The sequence below is a fragment of the Citrobacter sp. Marseille-Q3906 genome (assembly GCF_916618775.1).
GTDB classification, from domain to species: Bacteria; Pseudomonadota; Gammaproteobacteria; order Enterobacterales; family Enterobacteriaceae; genus Citrobacter; species Citrobacter murliniae.
Genome location: NZ_CAKAKA010000003.1, coordinates 172,711 through 190,234, shown reverse-complemented (window position 1 = coordinate 190,234; position 17,524 = coordinate 172,711). Strand labels below are relative to the sequence as shown.

Annotated in this window: 18 protein-coding genes; 10 read left to right on the top strand and 8 right to left on the bottom strand. The window is 52.0% G+C overall.

What is annotated here, in order from left to right; translation table 11 throughout:
* Window positions 1-86: 86 nt before the first annotated feature.
* A complete protein-coding gene (locus LG384_RS18245) occupies window positions 87-1,304 on the top strand; it encodes an anaerobic sulfatase maturase (RefSeq protein WP_225761351.1) in 1,218 nt (405 codons plus the stop codon).
* A gap of 4 nt (window positions 1,305-1,308) precedes the next feature.
* Here the strand turns inward: LG384_RS18245 and LG384_RS18240 are convergent, their stop codons facing one another.
* Both LG384_RS18240 and LG384_RS18235 read right to left on the bottom strand, forming a co-directional pair.
* Window positions 1,309-2,445: an HlyD family secretion protein gene (locus tag LG384_RS18240; protein WP_225761350.1), complete on the bottom strand. Its 1,137-nt coding sequence runs from the start codon at window positions 2,443-2,445 to the stop codon at window positions 1,309-1,311.
* A gap of 2 nt (window positions 2,446-2,447) precedes the next feature.
* Window positions 2,448-2,810: a DUF3302 domain-containing protein gene (locus tag LG384_RS18235; RefSeq protein WP_045448768.1), complete on the bottom strand. Its 363-nt coding sequence runs from the start codon at window positions 2,808-2,810 to the stop codon at window positions 2,448-2,450.
* 531 nt (window positions 2,811-3,341) lie between these two features.
* Between LG384_RS18235 and mtlA the strand changes: the two genes are divergently transcribed.
* The 3 genes from mtlA (at window position 3,342) to mtlR (ending at window position 7,134) form a co-directional block, all read left to right on the top strand.
* Window positions 3,342-5,255, top strand: coding sequence for a PTS mannitol transporter subunit IICBA (gene mtlA, locus LG384_RS18230; protein WP_048223087.1), 1,914 nt, complete (start codon window positions 3,342-3,344; stop codon window positions 5,253-5,255).
* Between the two features lie 143 nt (window positions 5,256-5,398).
* On the top strand, window positions 5,399-6,547 hold the full coding sequence (gene mtlD, locus LG384_RS18225) for a mannitol-1-phosphate 5-dehydrogenase (RefSeq protein WP_225761349.1): 1,149 nt from the start codon (window positions 5,399-5,401) through the stop codon (window positions 6,545-6,547).
* Window positions 6,544-7,134, top strand: coding sequence for a mannitol operon repressor MtlR (gene mtlR, locus LG384_RS18220; protein ID WP_045448772.1), 591 nt, complete (start codon window positions 6,544-6,546; stop codon window positions 7,132-7,134). The genes mtlD and mtlR overlap by 4 nt, the downstream gene beginning before the upstream one ends.
* An 11-nt stretch (window positions 7,135-7,145) precedes the next feature.
* Here mtlR and LG384_RS18215 read toward each other — a convergent pair whose 3' ends face one another.
* Window positions 7,146-7,352: a hypothetical protein gene (locus LG384_RS18215; protein ID WP_045448774.1), complete on the bottom strand. Its 207-nt coding sequence runs from the start codon at window positions 7,350-7,352 to the stop codon at window positions 7,146-7,148.
* A gap of 291 nt (window positions 7,353-7,643) precedes the next feature.
* On the opposite strand from LG384_RS18215, the gene LG384_RS18210 reads away from it, so the two are divergent.
* The 5 genes from LG384_RS18210 (at window position 7,644) to trmL (ending at window position 12,391) form a co-directional block, all read left to right on the top strand.
* Window positions 7,644-8,006 carry a YibL family ribosome-associated protein gene (locus LG384_RS18210; protein WP_048223092.1) on the top strand — a complete coding sequence of 121 codons (363 nt, stop codon included), beginning with the start codon at window positions 7,644-7,646 and terminating at the stop codon, window positions 8,004-8,006.
* Between the two features lie 259 nt (window positions 8,007-8,265).
* Window positions 8,266-9,921: an L-lactate permease gene (gene lldP, locus LG384_RS18205; protein ID WP_045448778.1), complete on the top strand. Its 1,656-nt coding sequence runs from the start codon at window positions 8,266-8,268 to the stop codon at window positions 9,919-9,921.
* Window positions 9,918-10,694: a transcriptional regulator LldR gene (gene lldR / locus LG384_RS18200; protein ID WP_045448779.1), complete on the top strand. Its 777-nt coding sequence runs from the start codon at window positions 9,918-9,920 to the stop codon at window positions 10,692-10,694. The genes lldP and lldR overlap by 4 nt, the downstream gene beginning before the upstream one ends.
* Window positions 10,691-11,878 (top strand): FMN-dependent L-lactate dehydrogenase LldD, encoded by a 1,188-nt coding sequence (gene lldD / locus LG384_RS18195; RefSeq protein ID WP_045448781.1) that lies wholly within the window; start codon window positions 10,691-10,693, stop codon window positions 11,876-11,878. The genes lldR and lldD overlap by 4 nt, the downstream gene beginning before the upstream one ends.
* Window positions 11,879-11,917: 39 nt before the next feature.
* Window positions 11,918-12,391 carry a tRNA (uridine(34)/cytosine(34)/5-carboxymethylaminomethyluridine(34)-2'-O)-methyltransferase TrmL gene (gene trmL, locus LG384_RS18190; RefSeq protein WP_045448782.1) on the top strand — a complete coding sequence of 158 codons (474 nt, stop codon included), beginning with the start codon at window positions 11,918-11,920 and terminating at the stop codon, window positions 12,389-12,391.
* Window positions 12,392-12,555: 164 nt separating this feature from the next.
* Here the strand turns inward: trmL and cysE are convergent, their stop codons facing one another.
* The 5 genes from cysE to LG384_RS18165 form a co-directional block, all read right to left on the bottom strand.
* Entirely contained in the window at window positions 12,556-13,377 is an 822-nt protein-coding gene (gene cysE / locus LG384_RS18185; RefSeq protein ID WP_045448784.1) for a serine O-acetyltransferase, read from the bottom strand.
* A 78-nt stretch (window positions 13,378-13,455) separates the two neighbouring features.
* Window positions 13,456-14,475 carry an NAD(P)H-dependent glycerol-3-phosphate dehydrogenase gene (gpsA, locus tag LG384_RS18180; protein ID WP_045448786.1) on the bottom strand — a complete coding sequence of 340 codons (1,020 nt, stop codon included), beginning with the start codon at window positions 14,473-14,475 and terminating at the stop codon, window positions 13,456-13,458.
* A complete protein-coding gene (secB, locus tag LG384_RS18175) occupies window positions 14,475-14,942 on the bottom strand; it encodes a protein-export chaperone SecB (protein ID WP_003024155.1) in 468 nt (155 codons plus the stop codon). Before secB ends, gpsA begins: the two co-directional genes overlap by 1 nt.
* Before the next feature lie 47 nt (window positions 14,943-14,989).
* Window positions 14,990-15,241, bottom strand: a complete 252-nt coding sequence (grxC, locus tag LG384_RS18170) for a glutaredoxin 3 (protein ID WP_003024152.1) — start codon at window positions 15,239-15,241, stop codon at window positions 14,990-14,992.
* Between the two features lie 28 nt (window positions 15,242-15,269).
* A complete protein-coding gene (locus tag LG384_RS18165; RefSeq protein ID WP_045448788.1) occupies window positions 15,270-15,701 on the bottom strand; it encodes a rhodanese-like domain-containing protein in 432 nt (143 codons plus the stop codon).
* A 246-nt stretch (window positions 15,702-15,947) separates the two neighbouring features.
* Here LG384_RS18165 and gpmM point away from each other — a divergent pair, with 246 nt between their 5' ends.
* Window positions 15,948-17,492 carry a 2,3-bisphosphoglycerate-independent phosphoglycerate mutase gene (gene gpmM, locus LG384_RS18160; RefSeq protein ID WP_045448790.1) on the top strand — a complete coding sequence of 515 codons (1,545 nt, stop codon included), beginning with the start codon at window positions 15,948-15,950 and terminating at the stop codon, window positions 17,490-17,492.
* Window positions 17,493-17,524: the final 32 nt, after the last annotated feature.

The window sequence follows — 17,524 nt, the reverse complement described above, 5'->3', positions numbered from 1 at the left end:
GATCATTCGTTCACTTTGTCAACATAAGACGTTGGAATAGTGACCTTGATCACCAAAAACTTTCTAACGCCTTGAGGGAGAACGCCATGAAACGTCCATTTCATTTAATGGCAAAACCTGTTAGTTATCAGTGCAATATTGCTTGCGACTACTGTTTTTATCTGGGGAAGGAACACGGGACATTGAAACCTGCTCACCAGCAGCGCCATATGGATGAGAAGACGCTGGAGCAGTACATCAAACAGTACATCAATGCTCATCCGGGTAACGAAATTGAGTTTACCTGGCAAGGAGGGGAGCCCACTCTGGCAGGGCTACCCTTTTATCAGCGTGTCGTTGAGCTTCAGCAGAAACACGCCTGCGGCAAGACCATCCGCAACAGTATCCAGACAAACGGTGTACTCATTAATGAAGTATGGGCTAACTTTCTGGCCCAAAACCGTTTTCTTGTTGGGTTGTCTATCGATGGACCCGCGTACTTACATGACCGCTACCGCAAAACACGCAGCCAGGACTCAGTATTTGAGAAGGTGATTAACGCTATGCGTGTGCTGACTCAATATGGCGTGGAAGTGAATGTACTGTGCGTAGTCAACAACGTCACAGCTGAATATCCTGTTGAAATCTATAATTTTTTGAGCCGCGATTTAGGGGCGACTTTTATTCAATTCATTCCGGCAGTAGAACAGTTACCCCTTGCACAACGCTACGGTGAACTACTGTATCCACAATCAATGGCTCAGCGTGCTGTCACTTCGTGGTCCGTTTCAGGTGAGCAATGGGGACGATTTATTATCCAGGTTTTCGATACCTGGGTACGAAGAGATGTCGGACGCGTCTTTATCCAGTTATTTGACAGCGCACTGGCCGCATGGCTGGGTGAAAAACCTTCACTGTGCGTGATGCAATCGACCTGCGGATTCGGTCTGGTCGTGGAGCAAAATGGTGATGTCTACAGTTGCGATCACTACGTTTACCCTGAACACCGACTGGGCAATCTGCGACGCGATAATTTAGAAAAAATGGTGAACAGTAAGCAACAGCACAAATTTGGAATGGCAAAAGCACAAGTTGCTGCCCAATGTGAACGCTGTGAATGGCGTTTTGCCTGCCATGGGGGTTGCCCAAAACATCGGATTCATCCTTCAGGTAAACGCTGGCATAACCATTTGTGTGAGGGCTATCAAGCCATGTTCAGCCATATGGACCCGTATATGCAGTTTATGGCGGCGCAAATACGACGCCAGCAACCACCTGCAGCGGTAATGGATATAGCTGCAACTCTCAGCAACAAGACAACGTAATCACTCAATGATCCAAATAGAGGTAATGCATCCAGCTGGTCATGCGTAGCAAAACTTTACGCATCACGGAGACATGCGCGAAGTGGTCGGAATAGACCGCCACCTGGGCATAAATACCATCCGGTAAAGCGTCTACTTCAGCATTTGGCTCCAGCTCAATTGTCGCCAGTACGCCATCGGTGCCCGGCACAACCGTTAAAGACTGTAACGCGCCTTGTGCCTGATAAGAGCCACCAGGAACAACCGGCAAAATGCTGGTTAGCTTGCCAGAGAATACCTGGCCAGGCAGAGCATTAAACACCACCTCCGCCTCATCGCCCGGTTCAAGACGTAGCAGTGAGTTTTGGCGGAATTGCGCCACTATTTGCCGTTTTTGTTCGGGAATAAACACCATTACCGGTCGCAGCGGCAGCGCGGCAGCATAGGTGCCAGGTCGGATAAGCACCTGCGTCACGTAACCATTACTGGGCGCACGAATAACGGTCTGATCCAGATTGTATTTCGCTTCTGTCAGTTGAGCCCGCAGGCTAACAATCTGCGACTGCTCACCGTTGACCATACTGTCTAACTGACTTTGAATTTGTGCCTGTTCAGCGACAGAGCCTTTGACTAAGGCATCCTGAGCCAGAAAGTTTTGCCGGGCGTTGTCGATATCGCTTTCAGAGAACGGATTCACTCGCGCCTGGCTACCTTTCAGATAACGTTGGTAATCTTTGTACAGACGGTCACGTTCTGCAGAAACCTGGGTGGTATTGGCCTGCGCTTCGGCTAATTGCGCTTTCAAAGTCTCAATATTATGCGTTTCCGTCACCAGGTCAGCCTGTAATCTGTCGACGCGTGCCTGATAACGGACAGGATCGAGCTTAAAGAGCACCTCGCCTTTTTTAATCAACTGGTTATTTTTGTCTGTTACCTCGCTAACAATCCCAGTGACCTGCGGCGTAATGGGAATTGAGATAACGGCTTTCTGCGCGGTAAATGTGTACGGGTGGTTATAGTTCATTAATAAGATAAGTCCCGCGACAATAAACACCCCACCCAATGCTGCGGTAGCTAATGTCCACTGATTGACCGGAATTCGAAATATCTTAAATATCGCCCACGCGAACGCGACGTAGGTCAAAACAATCAACAGATCCATGATCAAATCTCCGGAAAGGTAGAGTCATCGGTTTTATTCGCCTCTGCCAGCTTTTTTTCCAGCAGAGTGATGCGCGCTGACAATGCGGCAATCTCAGGATCTGGCTCCTTTCCGGCCGGCGTGATGTGTGACTGCATTCCCCAACCCCGTTCAGGCTGGTAGAGCGTGGCCCATATCCACAGGAATGGCCAGATGACATGCAGCGTAAACAGACTCACCCATCCTGCGGTATGAATAGCGTCGGCATGTGGATGATTGCGCTTTTTCGCCATGTTATAGGGGATATCATGGATAGCGATGATTCCGTAGAACAGAACCAGAAAAACGAAGATCAGCACGCCCAATGCAAAATAGTTTAGAAACATAGCTGCCTCGGATTCACGCTAATTAGAATTTTGTATGTGCTGGCAGCCGTACGCACCCTGGCTGATATTTTGAACATAACTGCAGATAGGCATTTCTGCCATATCACAAATAAAATATTTTTTCTGGTGAGAAATTGCTCTATTTTGCGGAAAAACAGGCCAGAGAAGAATCAGCTATAGATCACATTTGGATTTATTCAAATGAAAATATCTTGAGATCCAGATCACAAAAACTCAACAAACAGAGAAGTGAAAAACGTGAACTAATTCACATTTAACCGCCTTTTTTAGCGAATTCTTGCGCATCGATGTTTTTATGTACTGGTATTTTGTGATCATAGTCACATTAACTAATACCACACACCCTATATTTACGTGACGCGAATCACATAAAAGCCCGTCGACTGGACAGTTGAACGATTCAGTGCCAGATTTCGCAGTATCTACAGGGTCCGGCTACCTCCTGCCGCTACATTAACAAACCTCGGGCTTTCAGCCTGCGCGATAGCAAACATAAGAAGGGGTGTTTTTATGTCATCCGATTTTAAGATCAAAGTGCAAAGCTTTGGTCGATTCCTCAGCAACATGGTGATGCCAAATATCGGCGCGTTTATCGCGTGGGGTATTATCACCGCATTATTCATTCCGACAGGGTGGTTGCCGAACGAAACGCTGGCGAAGCTCGTCGGTCCAATGATCACCTATCTCCTGCCGCTGCTGATTGGTTACACCGGCGGTAAACTGGTTGGCGGCGATCGTGGCGGCGTGGTCGGTGCTATCACCACTATGGGTGTTATCGTCGGTGCGGATATGCCGATGTTCCTCGGTGCAATGATCGCGGGCCCGTTGGGCGGCTGGGCAATCAAACACTTCGACGGCTGGGTAGACGGTAAGATCAAGTCCGGTTTTGAGATGCTGGTGAATAACTTCTCCGCTGGCATCATCGGTATGATCCTCGCCATTCTGGCATTCCTCGGCATTGGTCCATTGGTTGAAGCACTGTCCAAAATTCTGGCGGCAGGCGTTAACTTCATGGTTGTCCATGACATGCTGCCACTGGCGTCTATTTTTGTTGAACCGGCGAAAATCCTGTTCCTGAACAACGCCATCAACCACGGTATTTTCTCACCGCTGGGTATTCAGCAGTCCCATGAGATGGGCAAATCCATCTTCTTCCTGATTGAAGCAAACCCGGGTCCGGGTATGGGCGTCCTGCTGGCGTACATGTTCTTTGGTCGTGGCAGCGCTAAACAGTCTGCTGGCGGTGCGGCTATCATCCACTTCCTGGGCGGTATCCACGAAATTTACTTCCCGTACGTACTGATGAACCCGCGTCTGATTCTGGCTGTTATCCTCGGCGGTATGACTGGCGTCTTTACCCTGACTATCCTGGGTGGCGGTCTGGTTTCTCCAGCATCTCCTGGTTCTATCCTGGCCGTGCTGGCAATGACGCCGAAGGGCGCATACTTTGCCAATATCGCTGCGATCTGTGCGGCAATGGCGGTCTCCTTTGTGGTCTCAGCTATTCTGCTGAAAACCAGCAAAGTGAAAGAAGATGACGACATTGATGCAGCAACTCGCCGCATGCAGGACATGAAAGCGGAATCTAAAGGCGCATCTCCGCTGTCTGCTGGCGATGTCACCAACGACCTGAGCCACGTGCGTAAAATCATCGTAGCCTGTGATGCCGGTATGGGGTCCAGCGCGATGGGTGCCGGCGTACTGCGTAAGAAAGTACAGGATGCGGGTCTGTCGCAGATTTCCGTCACCAACAGTGCGATTAACAACCTGCCGCCGGATGTGGATCTGGTCATTACCCACCGTGACCTGACCGAACGCGCTATGCGCCAGGTTCCGCAGGCGCAGCATATTTCGCTGACCAACTTCCTCGACAGCGGCCTGTATTCCAGTCTGACTGAGCGTCTGGTGGCGGCACAGCGCCACAACGTCAACGAAGAGAAAGTACGTGGTCATCTGAAAGACAGCTTTGACGAGGGTGATAACAACCTGTTCAAACTGGGTGCGGAGAATATCTTCCTTGGCCGTAAAGCCACCAACAAAGAAGAAGCTATTCGCTTTGCCGGTGAGCAACTGGTAAAAGGCGGCTACGTTGAACCTGAGTATGTTGAAGCGATGCTGGACCGCGAAAAACTGACCCCAACCTACCTGGGTGAGTCCATCGCTGTACCGCACGGTACGGTTGAAGCCAAAGACCGCGTGCTGAAAACCGGGGTGGTGTTCTGCCAGTATCCGGAAGGCGTCCGCTTCGGTGAAGAAGAAGACGACATTGCCCGTCTGGTGATTGGTATCGCCGCTCGTAATAACGAGCACATTCAGGTCATTACCAGCCTGACCAACGCGTTGGATGATGAATCCGTGATCGAACGTCTGGCGCATACCACCAGCGTGGATGAAGTTCTGGCACTGCTGGCTGGTCGTAAGTAAGTCCCATGGCCCGATGGCGCTAGCGCTTATCGGGCCTGCGTCCCACTCTCTCCGATGGCGGGAGAAGGTTGGGGTGAGGGGGAACGTATCGCTGTCCCTCACCCCAGCCCTCTTGGGTAAAAACATTAATGAAGGTTAATACTATGAAAGCATTACATTTTGGCGCAGGTAATATCGGTCGTGGCTTTATCGGTAAACTGCTGGCTGACGCGGGGATACAACTGACGTTTGCGGATGTAAATCAGGTGGTCCTCGACGCCCTGAATGCCCGTCATAGCTATCAGGTTCATGTCGTCGGTGAAAACGAGCAGGTCGATACTGTTTCCGGCGTCAACGCCGTTAGCAGCATCGGCGATGATGTCGTGGAACTGATTGCCCACGTTGATTTAGTGACTACCGCCGTGGGTCCGGTGGTACTTGAGCGTATCGCTCCGGCCATCGCCAAAGGCCTGGTCAAACGTAAAGCCCAGGGTATTACCACCCCGCTGAATATCATTGCCTGTGAAAACATGGTGCGCGGAACCACGCAGTTGAAAGGTCATGTGATGAATGCGCTGGCAGATGCCGATAAAGCCTGGGTTGAAGAGCACGTCGGCTTTGTCGATTCCGCCGTAGACCGTATTGTTCCGCCTTCCGCTTCCGCAACCAACGATCCGCTGGAAGTCACCGTGGAAACCTTCAGTGAGTGGATTGTCGACAAAACGCAGTTCATAGGCGAACTGCCGAATATCCCGGGAATGGAATTAACTGATAACCTGATGGCATTTGTCGAACGTAAACTCTTCACGCTGAACACCGGGCATGCTATAACCGCGTACCTCGGAAAATTGACCGGCCATCAGACCATTCGTGACGCGATTCTCGACGAGAAAATCCGCGCAGTGGTAAAAGGTGCGATGGAAGAGAGCGGCGCGGTGCTGATCAAACGCTATGGCTTTGATGCAGCAAAACATGCGGCATACATTCAGAAAATCCTCGGTCGTTTTGAAAACCCGTATCTGAAAGATGACGTTGAACGTGTTGGCCGTCAGCCACTGCGTAAACTGAGCGCTGGCGATCGTCTGATTAAGCCGCTGCTGGGCACAATGGAGTACGCTCTGCCGCACGTTAATCTGGTCAAGGGTATTGCTGCGGCGATGCACTATCGCAGTGAAGAGGACCCACAGGCGCAGGAACTGGTGGCATTAATTGACGAAAAAGGGCCACAGGCCGCACTGGCGCAAGTGTCCGGGCTGGATGCCAACAGTGATGTGGTGGCGGAGGCGGTTAACGCATACATCGCGACCAAATGATAGAGAATCTGGCGCAGCTCAGCCTGCGCCCGAATAACAGATTGTCAGATATGCAGGCAATAATGGAACAAACGCAGGCCTTTGAAAATCGTGTGCTTGAGCGTCTGAATGCTGGCAAAACCGTACGCAGCTTCCTCATCACCGCCGTAGAATTACTCACCGAGGCGGTGAATATTCTGGTGCTCCAGGTATTTCGCAAAGACGACTATGCGGTGAAATACGCAGTAGAACCGTTACTCGACGGCGACGGTCCGCTGGGCGATCTTTCTGTCAGGTTGAAGCTTATCTACGGCCTGGGCGTACTCAGCCGCCCGGAGTATGAGGATGCAGAACTGCTCATGGCTCTACGTGAAGAGTTGAATCACGACGGCAATGAATATGCATTCACCGATGACGAAATCCTCGGACCGTTTGGTGAACTTCACTGCGTAACAGCACTTCCTCCACCGCCACAGTTTGATACCTCAGACTCGGGTTTGTACGCAATGCAAATCCAGCGCTACCAGCAGATGGTACGCTCAACCATGGTACTTTCCCTGACCGAGCTGATTTCTAAAATCAGCTTAAAAAAAGCTTTTCAGAAATAAGCGATGTCGATTTACTTTTCATCCTGCTGTGGCCGGTACAGCTGGCGATAATACTCCAGACGCTGCAAATACAGCTGCACATTTTCCTGCGGGACTTCAGAAGGAACAACATTGCGCGGCGGTGTTTTATTCAGATACTCGCGAAAAGCCTGGCTTGACGCCATAAAATCGATGGTCTTATCAATAAGAATTGAAACGTTCTCGCCTAGTTTCGCCATAATGACCAATCCTCCATGTATTATCCGCATCCAGCCTGTGTGGCCGTTGATTTAAGTTTAGGATCAGAGAAAAGATTGTATTGAGGAAAACGTGCTTCGCGATAAACCCGCCAACAAAAGCGCCATCATTGATCTTATTACTTAAAATCCATTACCAATCAAACAACTAGTATTATTGTTAGCGATAAAATACTTGCGGCATTTGATTATTTATCTTCGATTAGTTGAGAATAATCCCGCTCTGCGCGCATACTATAGGATATTCATCCTATTTTTATCAGAAGCTATCCTATGAAAGAAGTCGAAAAAAACGAAATTAAACGTCTGAGCGATCGCCTGGATGCCATCCGCCACCAGCAGGCTGATCTCTCGCTGGTTGAAGCCGCCGACAAATACGCCGAGCTGGAAAAAGAGAAAGAAACGCTGGAAGCCGAGATCGCACGTCTGCGTGAAGTGCACGGTCAGAAGCTGAGCAAAGAAGCGCAAAAGCTGACGAAACTCCCGTTTCGCCGTGCTATCACCAAAAAAGAACAGGCAGACATGGGCAAGCTGAAGAAAAGCGTGCGCGGTCTGATCGTCGTACACCCGATGACAGAACTGGGCCGTGAAATGGGCCTGAAAGAGATGACAGGCTTTTCAAAGACCGAGTTTTGATAACAAACCGGGCAACATCCGCTTGCCCGGCCTTCCTTTCCTGCAAATTGGCCCTACCAATTCCAGCCAGTTCCGAAAACCACCTCACATTTCATTAAAATTAACCTACAATACCGTTGCCAATAAATAACATTTGATTAACCATTCATTGTCATTATCCCTACACAACAATATTGGCAGGGCCACTTTTACACATAATGTGACCAACAGATGAGCACAGACTCATCCCATTATGTCGGAGGCCCTCAGGAGACCTGCAATGAATCTCTGGCAACAGAACTACGACCCAGCCGGTAACATCTGGCTCTCAAGCTTGATCGCATCACTCCCGATCCTTTTCTTTTTCTTCGCGCTGATTAAGCTCAAGCTGAAAGGTTATGTCGCTGCATCATGGACGGTTGTGATTGCCCTGTCGGTTGCCCTGCTGTTCTACAAAATGCCAGTCGATCACGCCCTGGCTTCGGTGGTGTACGGCTTCTTTTATGGCCTGTGGCCGATAGCCTGGATAATCATCGCGGCGGTATTTGTCTATAAAATCTCGGTCAAGACCGGGCAGTTCGACATCATCCGCTCCTCAATACTGTCGATTACACCTGACCAGCGCCTGCAAATGCTGATTGTCGGTTTCTCATTTGGTGCATTCCTCGAAGGAGCCGCAGGATTTGGCGCTCCGGTCGCAATAACCGCCGCGCTACTGGTAGGTCTGGGCTTTAACCCTTTGTATGCAGCAGGTTTATGCCTGATTGTGAACACGGCACCAGTCGCTTTTGGTGCGATGGGCATTCCGATTCTGGTCGCGGGTCAGGTTACCGGACTGGACAGTTTTGAGATCGGCCAGATGGTAGGCCGTCAGCTGCCATTCCTGACAATTATCGTACTGTTCTGGATTATGGCGATTATGGATGGATGGCGCGGGGTGAAAGAAACCTGGCCTGCAGTCATGGTCGCGGGCGGTTCCTTTGCCATCGCTCAGTACCTCAGCTCTAACTTCATCGGGCCGGAACTGCCGGATATCATCTCCTCTCTGGTATCGCTGGTCTGTCTGACGCTGTTCCTGAAACGCTGGCAACCGGTGCGCATCTTCCGCTTTGGCGATATGGGTGCTTCACAGGTTGATCAGACGCTGGCCCGCACCAACTATACTGCCGGACAAGTTGTCCGCGCCTGGTCGCCGTTCTTGTTCCTGACGGCAACAGTAACCCTCTGGAGCGTACCACCGTTTAAAGCGTTATTTGCACCAGGTGGCGCGATGTACCACTGGGTAGTCAATATTCCGGTTCCGTTCCTCGACAAGCTGGTTGCCCGCATGCCGCCCGTGGTGCATGAAGCAACGGCCTATGCGGCGGTGTACAAGTTTGACTGGTTCTCGGCAACCGGCACCGCCATTCTGTTTGCCGCCTTGTTGTCTATCGTCTGGCTGAAAATGAAGCCGTCCGCCGCTCTGCAAACCTTCGGCAGTACGCTGAAAGATCTGGCGCTGCCAATCTACTCCATCGGTATGGTGCTGGCATTTGCGTTTATCTCTAACTACTCCGGGCTTTCTTCAACGCTGGCATTAGCGCTGGCGCACACAGGCAGCGCTTTCACCTTCTTCTCACCGTTCCTTGGCTGGCTGGGAGTATTCCTGACAGGTTCGGATACATCGTCAAACGCGCTGTTCGCGGCCCTGCAGGCAACAGCAGCCCAGCAAATTGGTGTCTCAGATGTTCTGATGGTGGCAGCAAATACCACCGGCGGCGTAACCGGAAAAATGATTTCTCCACAATCTATCGCCATTGCCTGTGCAGCTGTGGGACTGGTGGGGAAAGAGTCTGACCTGTTCCGCTTTACCGTGAAACACAGCCTGATTTTCACCTGTATGGTGGGTGTTATTACCACCCTTCAGGCTTATGTCTTAACCTGGATGATTCCATGATTGTGATGCCCAGACGCTTGTCAGACGAGGTTGCTTCTCGTGTGCGGGCGCTGATTGAAGAGCAAAGACTGGAAGCGGGCATGAAATTGCCCGCCGAGCGCCAACTGGCCGTACAGCTGGGTGTGTCGCGCAACTCACTGCGCGAAGCACTGGCAAAACTGGTGAGCGAAGGCGTACTGCTCAGCCGTCGTGGCGGCGGGACGTTTGTCCGCTGGCAGCATGAAGCCTGGTCTGAGCAAAATATTGTTCAGCCCCTGAAAAGTCTGATGGCGGACGATCCCGATTACAGTTTCGATATTCTGGAAGCCCGTCACGCCATCGAGGCCAGCACCGCCTGGCACGCCGCAATGCGTGCCACGGTCGCTGATAAAGAGAAAATCCGGCTCTGTTTTGAAGCAACGCAAAGTGAAGATCCGGATCTCGCTTCACAGGCAGACGTTCGCTTTCATCTCGCCATTGCTGAAGCCTCGCACAACGTGGTGCTGTTACAAACCATGCGCGGTTTCTTCGACGTCCTACAGTCTTCGGTGAAACAGAGTCGTCAGCGTATGTACCTCGTCCCCCCCGTATTTTCAAAACTTACGGAACAACATCTGGCGGTACTGGATGCCATTGTCGCCGGGGATGCCGACGGGGCACGCAAAGCGATGATGGCGCACCTCAGTTTTGTCCACACCACGATTAAACGATTTGATGAAGATCAGGCCCGCCAGGCGCGTATCACACGCCTGCCCGGTGACCATAATGAGATTAGCAGGGAGAACAACACATGATTATTTCAGCAGCCAGCGATTATCGCGCCGCAGCCCAACGCATTCTGCCCCCTTTCTTGTTCCACTACATTGACGGTGGTGCGTATGCGGAGCATACCCTGCGTCGTAACGTGGCAGATTTATCAGAGGTGGCACTCCGCCAGCGCGTGCTGAAGAACATGGCAGACCTCAGTCTGGAAACTACCCTGTTCAACGAAAAACTGTCGATGCCGGTCGCTTTAGCGCCGGTTGGTTTGTGTGGCATGTATGCACGCCGGGGTGAAGTTCAGGCCGCCGCCGCTGCTGATGCCAAGGGTATTCCGTTTACCCTTTCGACGGTTTCCGTTTGCCCAATTGAAGAAGTTGCCCCGACCATTAAGCGTCCAATGTGGTTCCAGCTGTACGTCCTGCGCGACCGCGGTTTTATGCGTAACGCCCTGGAGCGCGCCAAAGCAGCGGGCTGCTCCACGTTGGTCTTTACCGTTGATATGCCTACGCCCGGCGCACGTTATCGTGATGCCCATTCTGGTATGAGCGGCCCGAATGCAGCAATGCGCCGCTACTGGCAGGCAGTAACTCATCCACAGTGGGCGTGGGACGTCGGCCTGAACGGTCGTCCGCACGATTTAGGCAATATCTCAGCCTATTTAGGTAAACCAACTGGCCTTGAAGATTATATCGGCTGGCTGGCGAATAACTTCGACCCTTCCATTTCCTGGAAAGACCTGGAGTGGATCCGTGAATTCTGGGATGGCCCGATGGTGATCAAAGGGATCCTCGATGCGGAGGACGCCCGCGACGCCGTGCGCTTTGGCGCGGATGGCATCGTCGTCTCTAATCACGGCGGCCGCCAGCTTGATGGCGTGCTGTCTTCTGCACGCGCGCTGCCCGCCATTGCCGACGCAGTAAAAGGCGATATCGCGATTCTGGCAGATAGCGGCATTCGTAACGGTCTGGACGTCGTGCGTATGATCGCACTGGGGGCCGACAGCGTTCTGCTGGGTCGCGCGTATCTGTACGCTCTGGCAACCCATGGCCAGGCGGGTGTGGCGAATCTGCTGAATCTGATTGAGAAAGAGATGAAGGTGGCGATGACGTTGACCGGCGCGAAATCGATCGGTGAAATCAGCAAGGACTCACTGGTACAAGAGCTTAGTAAACTTCCGATGGCGCTGGCACCGCTTGCCCATGGGGACGCGGCGTAGTGAAAATGCTATGCTGCCCCCCGCAATTAAGGGGGCAGCATGCTTAACATCGTTTTATTCGAACCAGAAATTCCGCCGAATACCGGCAATATCATCCGCCTGTGCGCTAACACCGGGTTTCGTCTGCATATCATTGAGCCGATGGGTTTTACGTGGGACGATAAACGCCTGCGCCGCGCAGGGCTGGATTATCATGAGTTTACGGCGGTGGTTCGCCATCACGATTACGCCGCGTTTATCGAAGCCGAAAAACCGCAGCGCATGTTCGCCCTCACCACCAAAGGCACCCCAGCACATAGTGCTGTGAGCTATCAGGATGGTGATTATCTGATGTTTGGCCCGGAAACACGCGGCCTGCCAGCGACAATTCTGGACGCCCTGCCAGCCGAACAAAAAATCCGTATTCCAATGATGCCGGACAGTCGCAGTATGAACCTGTCAAATGCGGTATCGGTGGTGGTGTATGAGGCCTGGCGCCAGTTGGGCTATCCTGGAGCAATATTGCGAAGTTGATTTTGAAGGATGGCGGCTGGCGCCTTATCCGACACGAATTTGCCATTTATTTTTCGAGCGTTATCGGCGCAGTCAGGTTGGACACGGACTGCGCGCAGCCACCGGAGCGTACACGCAGTACGTGAGGATGGCGAGCACAGCCCGGGTTCAAGATGAGCTCGAAATCAGATGCCGTCGCCGTACTCGAACGTATGGTGTATGCCATTGAAATGCTGATCCATATCCATAGATGGCTTATCACTGTCGGGTTTGCCGACAATCCGTGCTGGAACGCCTGCGGCGGTGGTGTGTGGCGGTACAGGCTGTAAGACGACAGAGCCTGCGCCAATCTTCGCGCCGCGTCCAACCTCTATGTTGCCGAGAATTTTCGCTCCCGCGCCAATCATCACGCCTTCACGAATTTTCGGATGGCGATCGCCCCCCGCTTTCCCCGTCCCGCCAAGCGTCACGGATTGCAGGATGGAAACATCGTTTTCAATTACCGCTGTTTCACCGACCACAATACCGGTAGCGTGATCGAGCATAATCCCGCGGCCAATTTTTGCCGCCGGGTGAATATCGACCTGGAAAGTGACTGACACCTGATTTTGCAGGAAGATCGCCAGCGCCTGTCGCCCCTGATGCCACAACCAGTGACCGATGCGGTAGGCCTGCAAAGCATGAAAGCCCTTCAGGTACAGAAGTGGGGTTGAGTATTTATCAACGGCCGGGTCACGAGTGCGCACAGCCTGAATATCGCAGGCCGCTGAAGCAATCATTTCTGGATCAGCCGCGTAAGCTTCTTCCACGACTTCGCGGATAGCAATCGCAGGCATTATTGGAGAAGCAAGTTTGTTCGCCAGCATATAACTCAGCGCACTGCCGAGGTTTTCATGCTTGAGCAGCGTTGCGTGGTAAAAACTGGCCAGCATTGGCTCACAGTCAGCCAGTGCCCGGGCTTCCGCTTTAATATTTTTCCAGACAATATCCAGTTCTTCACACGGCATTGCATACTCCAGAAGGTAGCAAAACGACCGACCCGTTCTATGCGGGTCGGGCCGTTATAGTAAAACAGATCCTGATAGCTAGTGGTTACTACGCTCGTCCTTGCGTGCACGACCTAATAACGTCAATGCTGCCTCGCGCGCGTTTTTTCCGCAATACAATACTTGATAAATTTCCTCGGTTATTGGCATTTCGACACCAAAACGGTGCGCCAATTCACGAACTTCTTTCGTATTACGGTAACCTTCAACCACCTGGCCAATCTTGTCCTGCGCGCCCTGCACATCCATACCCTGACCAAGCATCATACCGAAACGACGGTTACGTGACTGGTTATCGGTACAGGTCAGCACCAGATCGCCTAAACCTGCCATTCCCATGAAGGTGGCAGGATCGGCCCCCAGCGCCACGCCAAGGCGCGACATCTCGGTGAGACCACGGGTAATCAATGCCGTACGCGCATTGGCGCCAAAACCGATACCATCAGACATCCCCGCGCCAATCGCAATCACGTTTTTCACCGCGCCGCCAAGCTGGACACCAATGAAGTCCGGGTTGCTGTAGACACGGAAGCTTTTGCCACAGTGCAGCAATTGCTGCAGATCGTCAGCAAAGGTATCGTCCGTCGAAGCCAGAGAAATCGCGGTAGGCATACCCGCCGCCAGCTCTTTAGCAAACGTTGGGCCGGAAATGACCGCCAGCGGGATAGCATCCCCCAGCGCTTCACGCGCGACGTCCTGTAACAGGCGTCCCGTTTCAGCTTCCAGACCTTTTGTCGCCCAAACCAGGCGCGCATCAGAGCGCATCAGTGGTTTGATCTGTCGCAGCACTTCGCCAAAGACATGGCTCGGCACCACTACAAGAATATTACGGCTGGCTGCCAGCGCCGTGGCTAAATCACTTTCCAGGCGCAGCGTTTCAGGAAAAGGCACATCAGGGAGGAACGCGACGTTGCAACGATCGTGCTCAAGAGTCGCGATATGTTTGGGATCATGGCCCCACAGAACAACCTGATGGCCATTTCTTGCCAGGGTGATGGCAAGAGCGGTGCCGTACGAGCCGGCACCAATCACAGTCATTGAAGCATTACTTTGGTTCATCAGGCATCCTGATGTTCTTCAGTACCTTCACCAGCCTGCTGCTGTAAATAGTTCATGAACAGCGCATCGAAGTTGACCGGCGCAAGGTTCAGTTGCGGGAACGTACCGCGTGAAACCAGGCTGGTGATGCATTCGCGGGCATATGGGAACAGAATGTTCGGGCAGTATGCACCCAGGCAATGCGCCATCTGAGTCCCTTCAATACCACTGATGGAGAAGATACCGCCCTGCTGAACTTCGCACAGGAACGCAGTTTCTTCACCCAGAGAAGCCGTTACGGTGACACGCAGCACAACTTCATACACATCATCTGCCAGTTGGGTAGATGCAGTATCAAGATCAAGTTTAACCTCTGGCTGCCAATCTTTCTGGAAAACATGCGGTGCATTTGGCGCTTCGAAAGATACATCCTTGGTATAAATACGTTGGATCTGGAAAGCCATTTCAGTGTTGTTTTGTTCTGACATGTTTAGAAAACCCTTTAGTGTTGTCCTTTAAATACTTTCTGTACGCCTTAACGCAGCAGGGGATCCAGTCCACCACGCGCATCCAACGCATACAAGTCGTCACAACCGCCAATGTGCTGTGCATCAATAAAAATCTGCGGAACCGTCGTACGGCCACTGCGCTTGATCATCTCTTCACGCTTCACGGCATCACCGTCAATCGGAAGTTCCTGGAAACTCACACCCTTGCTGTTCAACAGCGCTTTTGCGCGGTGGCAAAACGGGCAGGTTGCTTTGGTATAGATCTCGATGTTGGCCATGACTTCTCTCCGATATTACCTTACGGTGCTATTTGCCGCGAACCAGTGGCAGGTTTTCACCACTCCAGCCTGCTACGCCGTCTTTCAGTACAGATACCTGCTCAAAACCAGCTTTGATCAGTGCGGTTGCAGATTCCTGACACTGCATGCCGGAGCCATCAACCACAATGACCGGTTTGGCCTTGTGTTTTTCAAGCTCACCAAAATTGTTGGCTTTGATTTCGCTTGGCAGCAGGTTCGTGGAGCCTGCGATATGACCTTTGCGGAAGTCATCGCGCTGACGTAAGTCCACAATAACCGCATCTTCTTTATTGATAAGACGCGTAGCTTCACCACGTGTGATTACCTTCACTTTCGAGGTCAGGCTTTTAAACGTAGTAAATAATACAGCCGCCAGTAACGCAATCCAGGCGATACTCAATACAGGGTGGCGACTAACAAATTGCATAATTTCTTGCATGGGGGGTAACAACTCCCGACTTAGTGATTAAAAAACAGGGAAAGAGTATACCTGCGCGTTGGCGCAAATACAGCCAGAGCGTGCATTGGATTGCATTTTTGCGGAGCGCTACCGAAAAAAAAACGTAAATCAGAGCACTCCCCGGACCGCTCTACCCCATTATTTGATCTTCTGGGGCTATTTTATCGATTCAGCTGTAGTAAAATTACGCAATTACTTTTGTCTATTGAGTGTGAGGTTGTCGCAATGTCGGTTTCTAAAAAACCTATGGTACTGGTGATTCTGGATGGCTATGGCTATCGTGAAGACAGCCAGGATAATGCCATCTTTAATGCCAAAACCCCGGTGATGGATGCTCTGTGGGCAAAACGTCCGCATACCCTGATTGATGCGTCTGGTCTGGAAGTCGGGCTGCCTGATCGCCAGATGGGCAACTCCGAAGTGGGCCACGTCAACCTGGGCGCGGGCCGTATCGTGTATCAGGACCTGACTCGTCTGGATGTTGAAATCAAAGAACGTACCTTCTTCGCTAACCCGGTGCTGACCGACGCGGTTGACCAGGCAAAAAATAGCGGAAAAGCAGTACACATCATGGGTCTGCTGTCTGCTGGTGGCGTACACAGCCACGAAGATCACATCATGGCGATGGTTGAACTGGCTGCAGAACGCGGCGCAGAAAAAATCTATCTGCACGCCTTCCTCGATGGCCGCGATACCCCACCGCGCAGCGCTGAAAAATCCCTGCAAAAATTCGAAGAGAAATTTGCTGCACTGGGCAAAGGCCGCGTAGCGTCCATCATTGGTCGTTACTACGCAATGGACCGCGACAACCGTTGGGATCGCGTTGAACAAGCGTATGACCTGATGACGCTGGCACAGGGTGAATTCCAGGCTGATACTGCGGTAGCTGGCCTGCAAGCTGCTTATGCCCGCGATGAAAACGACGAATTCGTGAAAGCGACCGTGATCCGTGCTGAAGGCCAGGCTGATGCCGCAATGGAAGACGGCGATACGCTGATTTTCATGAACTTCCGTGCTGACCGTGCGCGTGAAATTACCCGTGCGTTTGTTAACACTGACTTCGATGGTTTCGCACGTAAGAAAGTCGTTAACCTCAACTTTGTGATGCTGACTGAATACGCGGCTGACATCAAAACTGCCGTTGCCTATCCACCAGCATCTCTGGCTAACACTCTTGGCGAGTGGATGGCGAAACACGACAAAACGCAGCTGCGTATTTCCGAAACCGAAAAATATGCACACGTCACCTTCTTCTTCAACGGCGGCGTAGAAGAGCCGTTCAAAGGCGAAGAACGCATCCTGATCAACTCCCCGAAAGTTGCTACCTACGATCTGCAGCCAGAAATGAGCTCCGCAGAACTGACCGAGAAGCTGGTTGCCGCGATTGAGAGCGGTAAATACGACACCATCATCTGTAACTACCCGAACGGCGATATGGTCGGCCACACCGGGGTGATGGAAGCGGCAGTTAAAGCAGTGGAAGCGCTGGATCACTGCGTTGAGCAGGTAGCCAAAGCGGTTGAATCCGTTGGCGGCCAGTTGCTGATTACCGCAGACCACGGTAACGCTGAGCAAATGCGCGATCCGTCTACCGGTCAAGCACATACCGCACATACCAACCTGCCAGTTCCGCTGATTTATGTGGGCGACAAAAACGTCAAAGCAGTCGAAGGCGGTAAACTTTCCGATATCGCCCCGACCATGCTGACGCTGATGGGTATGGAAATCCCGCAAGAGATGACTGGTAAGCCGCTGTTCATCGTGGAATAATCCCTCCCCATGAGGGGAAAGGCGATTAATAC

Coding starts and splice junctions, on each gene's coding strand:
- LG384_RS18245 (WP_225761351.1), top strand. CDS start 87: ATGAAACGTCCATTTCATTTAATGGCAAAACCTGTTAGTTATCAGTGC.
- LG384_RS18240 (WP_225761350.1), bottom strand. CDS start 2,445: ATGGATCTGTTGATTGTTTTGACCTACGTCGCGTTCGCGTGGGCGATA.
- LG384_RS18235 (WP_045448768.1), bottom strand. CDS start 2,810: ATGTTTCTAAACTATTTTGCATTGGGCGTGCTGATCTTCGTTTTTCTG.
- mtlA (WP_048223087.1), top strand. CDS start 3,342: ATGTCATCCGATTTTAAGATCAAAGTGCAAAGCTTTGGTCGATTCCTC.
- mtlD (WP_225761349.1), top strand. CDS start 5,399: ATGAAAGCATTACATTTTGGCGCAGGTAATATCGGTCGTGGCTTTATC.
- mtlR (WP_045448772.1), top strand. CDS start 6,544: ATGATAGAGAATCTGGCGCAGCTCAGCCTGCGCCCGAATAACAGATTG.
- LG384_RS18215 (WP_045448774.1), bottom strand. CDS start 7,352: ATGGCGAAACTAGGCGAGAACGTTTCAATTCTTATTGATAAGACCATC.
- LG384_RS18210 (WP_048223092.1), top strand. CDS start 7,644: ATGAAAGAAGTCGAAAAAAACGAAATTAAACGTCTGAGCGATCGCCTG.
- lldP (WP_045448778.1), top strand. CDS start 8,266: ATGAATCTCTGGCAACAGAACTACGACCCAGCCGGTAACATCTGGCTC.
- lldR (WP_045448779.1), top strand. CDS start 9,918: ATGATTGTGATGCCCAGACGCTTGTCAGACGAGGTTGCTTCTCGTGTG.
- lldD (WP_045448781.1), top strand. CDS start 10,691: ATGATTATTTCAGCAGCCAGCGATTATCGCGCCGCAGCCCAACGCATT.
- trmL (WP_045448782.1), top strand. CDS start 11,918: ATGCTTAACATCGTTTTATTCGAACCAGAAATTCCGCCGAATACCGGC.
- cysE (WP_045448784.1), bottom strand. CDS start 13,377: ATGCCGTGTGAAGAACTGGATATTGTCTGGAAAAATATTAAAGCGGAA.
- gpsA (WP_045448786.1), bottom strand. CDS start 14,475: ATGAACCAAAGTAATGCTTCAATGACTGTGATTGGTGCCGGCTCGTAC.
- secB (WP_003024155.1), bottom strand. CDS start 14,942: ATGTCAGAACAAAACAACACTGAAATGGCTTTCCAGATCCAACGTATT.
- grxC (WP_003024152.1), bottom strand. CDS start 15,241: ATGGCCAACATCGAGATCTATACCAAAGCAACCTGCCCGTTTTGCCAC.
- LG384_RS18165 (WP_045448788.1), bottom strand. CDS start 15,701: ATGCAAGAAATTATGCAATTTGTTAGTCGCCACCCTGTATTGAGTATC.
- gpmM (WP_045448790.1), top strand. CDS start 15,948: ATGTCGGTTTCTAAAAAACCTATGGTACTGGTGATTCTGGATGGCTAT.